This is a genomic window from Carnobacterium sp. FSL E2-0243 (genome assembly GCF_038003605.1).
Taxonomy (GTDB): domain Bacteria; phylum Bacillota; class Bacilli; order Lactobacillales; family Carnobacteriaceae; genus Carnobacterium; species Carnobacterium maltaromaticum.
The window spans coordinates 633693-648085 of record NZ_JBBOPM010000001.1; the positions used below are offsets into that span (position 1 = coordinate 633693).

Here is a 14393-nt window from a genome sequence, read left to right on the forward strand (position 1 = left end):
CAACACTCCTCGTTATACATTATATTATATAACGAGTTATAAGTCTACAAAAAAACCGCTATATATCAATCGTTATAGCGGTTTTTCGAGTGATTATCGTTACACAATTCGGGAATGCAGGTTTGATATCACAGTAAAATTCCCAAAAAGTCATACTTAGTAAACCATAGTGAGTCAAAAAGAGCAGTTTAATCAACTCATTTTTTGATCGAATAAGTATTAATTTTTAAATAAGTGGTTATATTGATTTTGTCTCCAAAAGAATAATATCGAAGTTGGTTAGAGTGTTCTAATATAATAAGTTTTAATACGTAAATTAGTTATTCGGACTCATTTTTGATGAGACTATCCCGTTGAACTTTGTACGAAGAATTTGAATATCACTAGAAGATAGCTCATTACTAATGTAAGTAGCTTCAAAACGATCCAAATAGTTAAATAGGTCAGGAATAACGGAGGTTGAAATACTGATATCTGCCTGAGTAGTGTCTGAAGAGGATAAAAAAATAAGATTAAATTCATGAGAAAAGATTGAATTTATTTTCGAACATACTAAATTTTGGACAACCATGGATTGATCTGTAATGAACTTTAGGTAAATTGGTGGTTCAAAAAAAACTTGTTTTTCCACTATACTAAATAATAAGGTATATCGATAAAGAAGATATTTTCCGTTCTCAAAATTTTGTTCAGGATACTTGGTTTGTAGGTGTCTGATAAAACTAGTCATCTCATGGTATAAGCAAGGGTAATCATTGGCACTAATAATATCCGAATCATAGCCTCCCAAAGTACCAACAAAACCATTGTAAAAGCTAGCATGAATATGACTAGCTAAAGAATAAGTATCAAATAATCTGACATTTTCTTTAAGTAGGCGAAGTGAGTAATAATTTAATAGTTCTTCTTTGTGAATGACTAATGAGTAATAAGGATTAGAAGCTATTGACTGGTGGTTTTTAATAAAAAAATCGCCTAAAGTAGTTGTATAAATAAATGCCTCAGCCTGAAGTTGGCTTAAAAAGAAAATAGCCTCATTTTCAGTCCAATTTATAGGGCGCAAAAAAGATGTGTTATCTATAGTTTCAAGGTATTTTTTTGAAATAGTATTACAGACACTCTGAGTCTCATTTTCTATTACCGGATTGTGACCTAGTTTCCATCGATGATAGTTAACAGCGAATAAATAGCTTAATTTTTTTTGATAAGGATGATCCAAGGAAAGAAAGCTATCGCCAAGTAATTGCGTAAGAGTGGTTCGTACTTTTTGCTCAGAAATTGGAAAAGGCCAAGAAACTCCTTGATAAGTTGCCCAAAAAGCAAGATAAGCATAAAAACGAATTTGTAACTCATCACCAATTAAATAGTAGTAACGCTTTTTGCTTTTTAATTGTATATTAAATGGAATAATTTGTTCCCTAAATAAATGAATGGTTCTTCTAAATGTAGATTCACTAATGTAATGCTCAGTTGAAAACTTGATACGATTTAATTCTTCATCAAAAAATATACTTTTTAATAATTGCACAGAAATACTTTGCTCAACAATAAACGTGATAAACATAACTAACTGAATTTCATCTTTAAATGAGCAGTAAACTTTGTTATTTTTGATTACTTGGATTAATTCTTGACTACTATCAAATATTTCAGCTTGTTCCTTGAGTTTTAATAAGTATTTCATGATAGTTCGACGCTCGTAAGAAGTCTTTTTTGCAAGATCGTCGATACTAATCCAATCTCTTTGTTTATTAATCAATAAAAGCAGTGTTAAGAGAATAAGTGTTTCTTGCTCTAAAATTCGACGTGCTTCTTTTGTAAGTTCCATGTCTATCTCCTTGAGTCTTTTTTTCTATCATTATAGCTTAGCAATAGAGATATGTCTCTTATTTTGTTATCCTTTATAACTTTTTATTTAAACACCGTTAGTTGCGGAGTTGCGATTACGTTGGAGGCGTATAGTGAATTTTAGTGTTAATCAAGAGTATGGGAGTAAATATAAAAGATATAGAAATTATCATAATATTCTTCGATTAAAGATTGGTAAAAAGGTTGAACTAAAAGAGACTATCTTTTAGTTTAATCTTTATATTAGTAGTTAATCTATTTGAAAAACTGTCAAGTAGTGTTAATTTTAAGTGCATAAATTGAGCATTTTTAATACTCTTTTTTTGTTATTCTTTTTGTAATAAATAAAATTAAAGGAGCAAATAATATTCTGTTTTAAACAAAGATACAAAAGGTGAAACTATATGTGTTAGGAGATTAGTTATGAAAATTAAATTTTGGAAAAGTACGGCAGAGGTTATAATAATTAGTTCGCTATTTTTTTGTTCAGTTTCAAGTATATCAGCATCAGAAAGCAAGGGTTATGTAATGGAAGATATGTATCAAGAACCAGAATTGTTACCAATTCAAAAGCTTACTGTTAATAAATTATATAAAAAAACACTCACTCTTCAAGATAATCCTAATGGTGGATCGGGTATAAAAAATAACGTTAAAGTATCTTTGGAGGGCTCTCTTGCAACAATGTTTTTCACTAATGTTAGATACAGCGAAGAAAAAGTAGGAGATCATTCTAGATATGGCTATGTTGATATTGAAGGAATGCCAACTGTTGAAGGAGAAGTTAATGTTTACTTAACCTACGAGGATGGGGCAGGTAATCAGGCAAGCTATGTTTTACCACTACAAGCCAATTTTTTGCCAGCCTCACCAGTAACAATACGTTATATAGATGCAGGAGGATTAGAAATAAATTCTCCAAAACTTATTAGCGGAAATGTAGGTGATAATTATGATAGTAGTACGGATGAGTATAAGTTAAGAATTGAAGGGTATGTACTGAATGAGTCACAATTACCATCAAATGCTTTAGGTGTACTAAGTGAAGATGCGCAGACTGTGACGTATGTGTATGACAAAATACCAACCAAAGCTGAGGATGTTAAGATTGTGTATTTGGATCCTGATGGATTGGAGATTCATACTCCAAAACTTATTAGTGGAAATATAGGGGATGCTTATGACAGCCGAACAGATGATTATAAATTACTGATTGAGGGATACGAATTAGATCAATCTCAATTACCCAATAACTCTACAGGGATATTGAGCGAAAATCCTCAAACTGTAAGGTATATATACCATGAAATACCTGTCAAAGCACAGGATATTAGAGTGATTTATTTGAATAGTGAGGGATTAGAAATTCATGCTCCTCAATTTATTAGTGGAAATATAGGGGATGCTTATAATGTCAGTACAGAAGAATACAAGATAAAAATCGAAGGGTATACCTTAGACGAGTCACAATTGCCAAAAAACGCCTTTGGTACTTTGGGTGAAACGGGTCAAACTATAACCTATGTGTATAAAGAAATAGAAATTACAAGTGGAGTAGTCGATCAACCAATGGAAAAATCATTTGATGACCAGGATAATAAAAAAATAACATTAATAAGCAGCCGGGATTTGCTGCCTAAAACAGGGGAAAGAAAAAATTCATCTTATGCTATATTTGGTCTCATTATTTTAAGCTTATTTGGTTTGATGATTGGTATTTCAAAAAATAAAAATGTATCTAATTAAAAGGATATATTGCCTACATGAATTGCTTTAAAATATAAATTTTCAATTTTTTAAGGGTTATATTTTCAGTTTAACCAAAGTTCCGACCTAGGATAATGAAGTTGAAAGTTTGTTTATTTGATTCCAACTACTAGACCATATTGAGTTGCGACAACTTCTATCGTAAAAACGTTAAATTATTTATTTTAAGAATACGCTCAAACTGAAAGTTTTTATAATTTGCTAGAATAGAAGTCGGTAAGATAGTAGTATCATTTCTTTTTTAGAATGGATGTATTATGGACTGGAGGATAAAGAAATGTTAATTGAAGATTATTGGGTAGACAGCACTTTATATTATGTAGAATTTATAACACTAGATGGAAGAGTTATAAAAAAAGAATTAATTTTTCCAATGGGATTACCAGAGGAATGGGTAAGAGATTTTGTTAAATCTAGTTTTGCACAAGTAAAAGAAGTCAAATTAGTAGAATATATGTCAGAAGTACTATGCGCCAAAGGATAAAAATGTAGAGATTCTACTGCTTATAATTTGATTTATTTCTGAGATTTTTTAATAGATGTAAAGAATATAGTTGAGTACAAATAAGAATGTGAAGATAGATAGAAATGTGTGGAAATATGGGGGATTTTTTGTGAGGGATTCTATTTTAAGAGCAAAAGGATTAATTAAATCATTCGAGTTGGGAAATAATGTCATTAAAGCAATTAATGGAATTGATATTGAAATACTTAAAGGTGAGTTTGTTGGAATAATGGGAGCATCTGGGGCAGGAAAGTCAACATTCTTAAATATCTTGTCAACAATCGATACTCCCACTAAAGGTTCTGTAAAAATTAATAATAAACTATTAGCTTCATTTAATGAGAAAGAACTTGCGGATTTTAGACGTAACGAATTAGGATTCATATTTCAAGATTACAATTTATTAGATACATTAACTGTTAAGGAGAATATTATTTTACCTTTAACATTAGGAATGAAAAAAAGTTTGAGCAAAACAATGAAAATAGAAGAGCGATTCAAAAAAATTACTCAAATATTTGATATTTTTGAATTAGAAAGCATGTATCCATTAGATTTATCAGGAGGACAAAGACAAAGAGTTGCTGCAGCTCGAGCTGTTATCACAAATCCAGCCTTAATATTTGCAGATGAGCCGACAGGAGCGTTAGATTCAAAGTCAGCTAGCAAGTTACTTCAATTGCTTGATGGCTTAAACAAAAATGAAGAGGCGACTATTGTAATGGTTACTCATGATGCTGTTGCAGCTAGCTATTGCCAACGTATTCTCTTTATTAGTGATGGAATAATAATTCGAGAATTAAGCCGTTCAAATTTAACAAAAGGAGAGTTTCTAAAGGAAATCTTGGAAGAAATTGAACGAGTAGGTGGTGAGGTTTCGTGAGTTTTTTTGGATTAGCTTTAAATAATGTTCGTAAAAATTTAAAGGACTACCTCCTTTTTATATTATCTCAAATTGTAACCACGGTAATTGTATATACTTTTATTTCATTGATTTTGAATCGAAATGTGCAAGATGCTATTGAAAATGGACTTATTTTTTATGTTTCCTTATCAATTGCTGGTATCATATTAATCCTTTTTGTGGTTATTTTTAATGGTTACATGTCAGCTTTAATGAACAAAAAAAGAAAGAAAGAAATTGGCATTTACACACTAATTGGAATAAAAAAGTTTCAAATGGGAAATCTATTAGCCTTAGAAACCATTATTCTAGGAGCGATCTCATTAATAAGTGGACTTTTAATTAGTGCATTTTTTTCAAAATTTATTATTGATCTATTTTTAAAAATTACACAAATAAATTTGGAAAATAGTTTTTCAATAAGTTGGACAGGGATGATTTTAACTAGTTTATTATTTCTTATTGTAATGGTTTTTAATGTCATTAGTAACTATAAAATAGTTTATCGTCATTCTCTTATTGCACTACTTAAGGAAGAAAAAAAAATACAGCATTTAGGTAAAGAAAGTGGAATTCTTGGTATAGTAGGACTTGTCTTAATTGTCATTACTTATATTCAGCTGTTGCTTCCTAATTCTAAAATTAATCTTTTTAATTATTTGGGAATAAAAGCCTCAACACTATTGGGCTCAGTTCTCATTGCAACTTTATTGGTTTTAGGTACTTATTTAGTAATAAAAATGTTCTTACCTTTTATTATTAGAAAGTTATCAGAAAATAAAGAAATATACTACAACAACAATAATATGATAGCTTTATCAAATTTACGTTTTAATCTAAAATCACAAATTAATCTAATGTCATTGGTGTCATTATTGATTACTGGAACATTGTTGGCAGTTGCTTTTTCGAGCACTTTATATTTATCTATTAATAAAAATTCAGTAAATCTTATACCAGCATCCTATCAATTAACAAATTCAACTCAAGAATTAGATACAAAAATAATAGAAGCAATTCCAAAAGGAAATCTTTATTTTAGCAAAACAGTTCGAACTTTTTGGCAAGATGATAGTGAATATTTATCAATAGGAGAATACGAACAATTATTAGAAAAAGAGGGACAACCTAGTTCCGATATAAAGCTTGGTGAAGGCGAAACCTATGCCATTATTTCGAATGAACAAACCTCAAAAAAAGAGTTGACTCAAGACTTTGAACAATCCTCTAGTAGAAAACAATTAGGACTAAATCAAATTAAAGAGTTTTCAACTTTAAAACCATTCAATCCAAAGAAAAACTTATTCATAGTTCGTGATGATGTTGTAAAAAAGTTAACCAATTTCAATGTAAATAAATATACTATGATCGATTTGAAAGCAAACACAGACTCTGTTAGTCTTGCAAAACAACTGATTTTATTGGCTAACGAAGATAAGAATGGCAGTTTAGTATCAATCCATTTAACGTCATCAACTTTAGTGAGATATGAAGCAGCAACTTCAGGGGGATTATTTTTATTTGTCAGTTTTTTTGTTAGTTTTGTATTTGTTTTTGCAACAGGATCAATCTTATATTTTAAACAATCAAACGAGGCCTATAGCCAAATAAATCAGTTTAATCTAATGAATAAACTAGGTATGGACGAAGCTAAAATAAAAATTATTATTTCAAAACAACTGAGAATTATCTTTTTTATCCCTTTATTTATTGGAATATTACATTGTGTCTTAATGATTTTAGCTAATTATTTGTCTTCAGGAACAAATATCCGTCATTATTGGCCGCTCATAATTGTAATTCTTGCCTATATTTTGATTTTTTATTTCTACTTTGTAGTTACCGTAAATCGTTACAAAAAAATAGCCATTATCAAACCTCTTGAAAGATAGGTCGTAATATAATAAAAGAAATTTTTTAAAGTACTTTATTAATGCTGATATCTTTACTATGTTTTACTAGCAGGATCATCAAAATTTTTGGATTCTAACTAAATACGTAGTTATTCAGATTGTTTTTTAGTAACTCTTTTATTAGATAATTGGCTGATGAAAAATGTCCAGGTAATGTAGAAAAAAAGAGAATGAGGATTTTAATATGTTGAAAAAAGCTTTAATAGGGATGTTTTTTATTTTATTTATAACTATTTTTTTCAGAGTAACATAGTATTTGTAGCTACTAATGAACAGAACTAATTGTTTTCTGAGAATATACGCGATAAATTTGATGTAATCACTTCGGAGTATCAACTGGAGATTAAAGTGCGTCATAATAAAAAGTACTAAAAAAAAGAAGTCAGCAACTTATAAATTGCTGACTTCTTTTGACCACTATTAATTCAAGGTTTTGATTGCTAGTAAAAATATTTAAATGGAATTTGTCTCTTGTTTTCAATTTCAATTCTATTAGTAGTATGATTATATGCAATCAATAGGAGAATGTACCTCGTTATAGTAACGAATTCTTTTAATAGAATTCGTTCAACAAGGCTTAGTTATATGCTTATTTAATTAGAAGCTACGTCCCATTTTGCGTAAGACAGCTTTTTGGATTTCAATAACAACCAATGGAATGATTGACAATCCAGTTGCTAATAACCAGTGAGCTCCACTTAGTTGAACTAGTGAAAAAATACTTGCTACTGGTGGTACAATCGCAACGAATAAAACAATTGCAATTGAGAAAAGTGCTGACCAGAATAACAATGGATTTGACATAAAGCCAATTTTGAAAATAGATTCTTTGCTACGAGCATTGAAAATATGAATAACAGATGACCAACCAAGAATGATAAAGGCCATTGTTTGACCGACATCATGACTAGCGGTAATCGTTCCGTTAATATCAATAAATGATCCGACATAGAAACCAATTAGGGTAATAATTGTGAAAATTACAGCTTGAACCCCAATTTTTTGTAACAACCCACCACTAAAGATACTTGCATTTTTAGGTGTCGGTTTTTGTTCCATAATATCAGCATCGGCTTTTTCTTTACTTAAACTAAAGCCTGGAATTCCATCGGCAACAACGTTAATTAAAAGCAATTGAACAGAGATAACTGGAACACCCCAACCCATACTAACAGCAATTAGCATGATGAAAATCTCGGATACATTACAGCTTAATAAGAAGTAGACTGCTTTACGAATATTTTCATAGACGCGTCGACCTTCTTCAACAGCATGAACAATCGTCGCAAAATTATCATCAGTTAAGACCATATCAGCTGCATTTTTTGAGACGTCTGTACCAGCAATTCCCATCGCCGTTCCAACATCAGCAGCCTTCAATGCAGGAGCATCGTTAACCCCATCGCCAGTCATGGCAACGACTTCACCATTTGCTTGCCATGCTTTGACAATTTTAATTTTATCTTCAGGAGAGACACGAGCATAAACAGCGTAATCGCGAACAGTAGCTTGTAGTTCATCATCAGAAAGCTTAGCAAGTTCGGCACCTGTAATGGCTTTGTCTCCCTCTTCTAAAATCCCAATTTCTTTAGCAATAGCACTGGCAGTCACAATATGATCCCCAGTAATCATTACGGTTTTAATTCCCGCTGACTTAGCCGCTCGAACGGCTTCTTGACTCTCTTCACGAGGAGGATCAATCATACCGATAATACCAGCGAAAGTAATACCACTTTCTAATTCTTCAGGTGTTAAATCTTCTGGTAAGGTGTCGTATTTTTTATACCCAACAGCAATAACACGCAGGGCTTTTTCTGCAAATTCGTCATGGACCTTAATAGCTTCTTCGCCAATCTGACTGCTAAAATCAACAGGGATACGATCAAATGCTCCCTTTGTAATTGAAATAAATCCATCATCCAATTCGTGAACCGTCGTCATCAGTTTTCGTTCTGAGTCAAAAGGAATTTCATGAACCCGAGGATATTTTTGTTCCAACTCAGTTTTTTCTTGACCACGTTCTTGTAAAAGGCGGATAATCGCTGTTTCTGTTGGATCACCTGATTGTTTTTCAGAACCATCACGATCTTCAATTGTGGCATTGTTAGCTAAACTTAGAAGTCTTAATAATTGTTCTTCGTCTTCATTATAGTCATCCTTAGCTTTAATTGGTTGGTGATTGACTGCCCATAATTCTTTAATCGTCATTTTATTTTGTGTTAAGGTTCCAGTTTTATCTGAACAAATAACCGAGGCACTACCAAGTGTTTCAACCGATGGGATATTTCGAATGATGGCATTGCGCTTCACCATATTTTGGACGCCATAAGCTAGCGTGATTGTCACGATAACCGGAAGTGTTTCAGGTACTGCAGCAACAGCTAACGATACGGCTGTCATTAATATTTCTGCCATTGTTTCGCCTTGTAAATAGCCGATTACAAAAATTAAAGCACCAGCTAACAAAGCAATTAGACTTAATTTTTTACCTAGTTCATGTAAACGCATTTGAAGTGGTGTCGTTGCTTTTTTCGTACTATTTAACAAACCAGCAATTTTACCCATTTCAGTTTCCATACCAGTTGCAACAACAACAGCTTTTGCTCGACCATTTGTAATTAAACAGCCTGAGAAGACCATATTAAATTGATCCCCCAGTGGCGCATCAGCAGGAATATCCATTTCGGGATCTTTATCAACAGGAACACTTTCTCCAGTTAAAGCTGATTCTTCAACTTTTAAGCCACTACTTGTTAAAATGCGGGCATCAGCTGGAATCATTTCTCCAGTTTCAAGTAAAATAATATCGCCAGGTACGAGCTCATGTGCATCGATTTCTTCAGTTTGACCTTCACGAATAACATTTGCTCGAGGTGCATTTAAACTTTTTAATGAGTCTAGGGCTTTTTCAGCATTACTTTCTTGTCTGATACTCAAAAAGATGTTTAAAATAACGATAGAAATGATGACAAGAGGTTCTGCAAAATCATCTGGGTGGATGGTAATCGTTAAATATAGGGAAATAGCAGCAGCGAACAAGAGTATTATTGTTGTTATTTCTTTTAGTTGATGCATAATTTTGGTGAAAAGAGATTCTTTTTCCTCTTCGTTAAACTGGTTATAGCCATATGTTTCTCTAGCTTTTTCAACCTGATTATCTGTTAAACCGCTATTCTCATCAGTTTTCAACAGCTCAAGTAAGTCGTTTCTTTTTTTTGTTTTGAAATCCATGCATTACTCTCCTTTAATATGATTTTTGTTCTATTTAAGCTCGCTTTTTTTGCAAGCAAGTGATTGCTTGCTTTTTAAGTGTAACAAAAAAATAACTAATTTACAAGAAATTTTCCCTACACTATAGAAGTTTTTTTTGCATATAAAGTTAGCAAAATATGAACAAAGTTTAAATTAGTGATTAGAATCTAGTAGTAATGATTGCTCTCATCCGCTTTTTAGTATATATTATTAAAGACTATCCATTGTGATATGTGTAACGAAGCTTAAACAAAAAAGTGAGGGTAAAATATAATGAAACCATCTATTTATGGTTTGAAAAATGATGAGTTAACTGAATGGTTCGTAGAAAATGGCCAAAAAGCTTTTCGCGCTACTCAAGTATGGGACTGGCTTTATGTAAAACGTGTTACTTCTTTCGCAAAAATGACGAACTTATCAAAAGAATTGATTCAATTATTAGAAGAAAACTTTATTGTTCAACCTTTAATTCAGAAGGTTGTGCAAGAATCAAATGATGGAACGATTAAGTATTTATTTGAATTGCACGATGGGTTACTGATTGAGACAGTTTTAATGCGCCATGAGTATGGTTTATCTGTCTGCGTTACAACTCAAGTTGGCTGTAATATTGGCTGTACATTCTGTGCTAGTGGTTTACTCAAAAAACAACGTGATTTAACAGCTGGCGAAATTGTCGCTCAGATTATGCAAGTGCAACAGTATCTCGATGAGAAAGAGACTGGCCATCGAGTGAGTCATATTGTGGTAATGGGAATTGGCGAACCATTTGATAATTACGATAATGTCATGAGTTTCTTACGAATCGTGAACAATGAAAAAGGGTTATCAATCGGGGCACGTCATATTACCGTTTCAACAAGTGGTTTAGCACCTAAAATTAAAGAATTTGCTGAAAATGGCTTGCAAGTTAATTTAGCAATCTCATTACATGCGCCTAACAATGAAATTCGCACAAGCATTATGCGCATTAATCGTAATTTCCCAATTGAGAAATTAATGGATGCTGTGGATTATTATTTAGAGAAAACCAATCGTCGAATTACTTTTGAATACATTATGTTACGTGGCGTAAATGATCAAAAAGAACAAGCTTTGGAGTTAGCAAAATTGCTAGCTGATAAGCGCCATTTAGCTTACGTGAATCTAATTCCTTATAATGCTGTCTCAGAACATGATCAATATAGCCGTAGTAAAAAAGCGGATGTGTTGGCATTTCACGATACACTTAAGAAAAAAGGAATCAATTCAGTAGTTCGTAAAGAACAAGGCAGCGATATTGATGCAGCTTGTGGTCAATTACGTAGCAAGCAAATGAAGAAAGAATCAACAGAAGCATAATGATCAAGGGCTTAGGATGAATTTCCTAGGTCTTTTTTTGCATAGTTTTGTTCTCGCTTACAAATATAGTGAAAAGGTGATAAACTAAACTAACTACAAGTTTGGGAGTTGAATTTAATGGAATTAAATGAAATTGTTAAGGCATTAAAGACACAACAAGCAGTGTCAGTAGAAGATGGTATTCAAGTTATAAATAAACACAATCCTGATTTTATTCCCGGAGAAATTGACCCGATTGTGATTCAGGACCAAATGAAAGAATCTAAAACAGGAACGAATGAAACTATTGATCAAGCAACTGCAATCATGCCTGATTTTTCAGATAGCGAAGTTGCACGCCAATTTGCATTAATTATGCGTCAAACAATGGGTTCTTCCAATGTAGATATAAGTGAAGGGATTGAAACGAAAGTTCAAAAAATTAATGGAACACACGGTGAAATCCCCATTCGTATTTACCGATCAGGCGCTATAAATAAAACCAAACCTACTATTATATTTTTCCATGGCGGAGGTTTTGTGGGCGGAACTAGCCAAGTAACTGAAAATTTTTGTAAGGTGGTGGCTGAACAATTAGAAGGTATTGTTCTAAATGTCGAGTATCGACTTGCTCCAGAATTTCAAGCTCCAGTTGCTAGTGATGAGTGTTACGCTGTAGTAAAATGGGCCCATGAGTGTGCCAGTGAATTAGGCATAAATCCAAATCAAATCGCAGTGGCTGGGGATAGTGCCGGCGGGAATTTAGCTGCAGTCTGTTCTTATTTGGATCGCCAACAAGAAAATAATTTGATTGCCTTTCAGGCTTTGCTCTATCCAGCCATATATTTGGATGAAGAAACGTTAGCTGCTAAACAATGGCCGATTGAGAAGTTTGGGGCGAATCCAGCATTAAGCGCCAAATTAGCTCCCGGTTTTGTTGGAATGGCAGCGTCCCATGAAATGATTCGTACCGTTTATGCAGGCGAACTAGATGTTCATTCACCCTTACTTTCACCGGGACATGCTTCAAAAGCAGAGCTAGAAAAGATGCCACCAACTCTGATTGTTGTTGCAAGCTATGATTATCTTCGTCCTTTTGCTTTGGATTATGGTAGAAAGTTGGAAACAGTAGGAGTCAAAGTGAAAACAATTTGTTATGAAGGAATGTTCCATGCATTTATCGATAAAATTGGTCTTTATCCACAAGCAGAAGATTGTGCTAATGAAATTGTCAAAACGTTTAAAGAATCTATCTTCTAAAGAGAATTTAATTCCCCCAGAGCACAAATTGCTTTGGGGGATTAGTTATAGTTGGAGTTTAACTAACTATTTAATACATAATAACAAATTAATAATGTCGAAATAGGAATGGTATGATATAATTAATTATGATAGTTATTTAAAATTGCAATTAGGAGTTGATGCAGGTGGTAGAACAAATGGAATGGAGTAAGTTATTAGTGAAAAAAAAGGTCGGGAATGATTTTATTCGGATTTCAGGGATTCAATCAGAGTTTGAAATGGATTACTTAAAAATTATTACGAATCAGTCTTTTAGGCGCTTACAAGATAAAACACAAGTATTTCCTTTGGAGAAGAATGACTTTATCCGAACTCGCCTAACTCATTCTTTAGAAGTTTCCTATATTGGAAAATTAATTGTTCAAAAATTTGGAAGTTATGCTTTAAAAGAAGAAAGGAAAGATCGGTTTAAAGTAACCGAAGATGAGTTGGAAATGATGGCGGATATTGTGATGTCAGCAGGGCTTATTCATGATATTGGCAATCCGCCTTTTGGTCATTATGGTGAAAAAAGTATTCAAGAATGGTTTTATAAAAATAAGGATAAGTTAAATATTAATGGAATTGAATTAGAAGAAAAATATCAAAAAGATTTTGTTAATTTTGATGGAAATGCTCAGGCATTAAGGGTCGTGAATCGTTTGACCTATACAGATAATAAAAATGGTCTGGATTTGTCTATGCCCTTACTGAATACCTTGGTCAAATACCCTGTCTCATCAGAAGAAATGGGAATTGGAAATGAATTTAAAAAAATTGGTTATTTTCATAGTGAAGCTGATTTATATGAAATTATAACAAAAGCAACTGGTGCAAAAGGTAAACGTCATCCATTGACCTATATTTTAGAAGCGGCAGATGATATTGCCTATGTGGCAGCAGACATTGAAGATGCTTTGAAAAAGAAGGTATTTAGTGGCGTTCATTTTTTAAAAGTCTTGAAACAACATACTGAAAAAAGTAAGGTTAATATAAAAGAAGATATTTCACAGCTTGAAAAAGCATTAGAAAATCCAATAGATGAGTTATCTGAAATTCATCAATGGCTAATGAATGTACAGGCATCTTTAATTTATTCTGCTGCTTTTCGCTTTGGAAAAGACTATAAATCCATTATGGAAGGAAATTACCTTCATAAGGATTTATTCCACGATACACATCATGGAGAAATGATTAAAATTTTAAAAAAAGTAAGCTATGAATGTGTTTTTAATGACAGCCAAATTTTAAAACTAGAATTATCTGGTAATACAGTCATTACATGGTTGCTGGATCATTTTGTACCAGCAGCAATAAAATATGATGTGATTAAGGACTTAGATAGTACAGATAAAAAATTGATGAGTTTAATTTCTAATAGTAGTAAAAAAACTTATCAACACTGTAAAGATAGAGGAAATGAGCTTTCAGAGGAAGAGAAGTTATACCATCGAATTTTAATGGTAACCGATTACATTTCCGGTATGACAGATAGCTATGCTCGTGATTTATATCGAGAGCTAAATGGGATTGATTAATTTATAAAAGGCTGAGAAATTTCTTAGCCTTTTATCTTTTCCTTGAAATTTTCAGCAGGATGATT

9 protein-coding genes are annotated in these 14393 nt (G+C 32.4%); 7 read left to right on the forward strand and 2 right to left on the reverse strand.

Annotated features, from left to right (window positions below):
• Positions 1-316 precede the first annotated feature (316 nt).
• On the reverse strand, positions 317-1828 hold the full coding sequence (locus MHI00_RS02860; RefSeq protein WP_015077414.1) for a helix-turn-helix domain-containing protein: 1512 nt from the start codon (positions 1826-1828) through the stop codon (positions 317-319).
• A gap of 443 nt (positions 1829-2271) precedes the next feature.
• Between MHI00_RS02860 and MHI00_RS02865 the strand changes: the two genes are divergently transcribed.
• The 4 genes from MHI00_RS02865 to MHI00_RS02880 all read left to right on the forward strand — a co-directional run bounded on the left by MHI00_RS02865 (position 2272) and on the right by MHI00_RS02880 (position 6916).
• Positions 2272-3594, forward strand: a complete 1323-nt coding sequence (locus tag MHI00_RS02865) for a MucBP domain-containing protein (RefSeq protein WP_341110933.1) — start codon at positions 2272-2274, stop codon at positions 3592-3594.
• A gap of 298 nt (positions 3595-3892) precedes the next feature.
• Entirely contained in the window at positions 3893-4099 is a 207-nt protein-coding gene (locus tag MHI00_RS02870; protein ID WP_135056790.1) for a hypothetical protein, read from the forward strand.
• 130 nt (positions 4100-4229) lie between these two features.
• Positions 4230-5003, forward strand: a complete 774-nt coding sequence (locus MHI00_RS02875) for an ABC transporter ATP-binding protein (RefSeq protein ID WP_341110937.1) — start codon at positions 4230-4232, stop codon at positions 5001-5003.
• Positions 5000-6916: an ABC transporter permease gene (locus MHI00_RS02880; RefSeq protein WP_341110939.1), complete on the forward strand. Its 1917-nt coding sequence runs from the start codon at positions 5000-5002 to the stop codon at positions 6914-6916. Before MHI00_RS02875 ends, MHI00_RS02880 begins: the two co-directional genes overlap by 4 nt.
• A gap of 618 nt (positions 6917-7534) precedes the next feature.
• On the opposite strand, the gene MHI00_RS02885 is transcribed toward MHI00_RS02880, so the two are convergent.
• Positions 7535-10168, reverse strand: a complete 2634-nt coding sequence (locus tag MHI00_RS02885; RefSeq protein ID WP_056999986.1) for a cation-translocating P-type ATPase — start codon at positions 10166-10168, stop codon at positions 7535-7537.
• A 291-nt stretch (positions 10169-10459) separates the two neighbouring features.
• On the opposite strand from MHI00_RS02885, the gene rlmN reads away from it, so the two are divergent.
• The 3 genes from rlmN to dgt all read left to right on the forward strand — a co-directional run bounded on the left by rlmN (position 10460) and on the right by dgt (position 14328).
• A complete protein-coding gene (gene rlmN, locus MHI00_RS02890) occupies positions 10460-11530 on the forward strand; it encodes a 23S rRNA (adenine(2503)-C(2))-methyltransferase RlmN (RefSeq protein WP_341115050.1) in 1071 nt (356 codons plus the stop codon).
• A 117-nt stretch (positions 11531-11647) separates the two neighbouring features.
• A complete protein-coding gene (locus MHI00_RS02895; RefSeq protein ID WP_341110945.1) occupies positions 11648-12769 on the forward strand; it encodes an alpha/beta hydrolase in 1122 nt (373 codons plus the stop codon).
• A gap of 167 nt (positions 12770-12936) precedes the next feature.
• On the forward strand, positions 12937-14328 hold the full coding sequence (gene dgt, locus MHI00_RS02900; RefSeq protein ID WP_056999983.1) for a dGTP triphosphohydrolase: 1392 nt from the start codon (positions 12937-12939) through the stop codon (positions 14326-14328).
• Positions 14329-14393 lie beyond the last annotated feature (65 nt).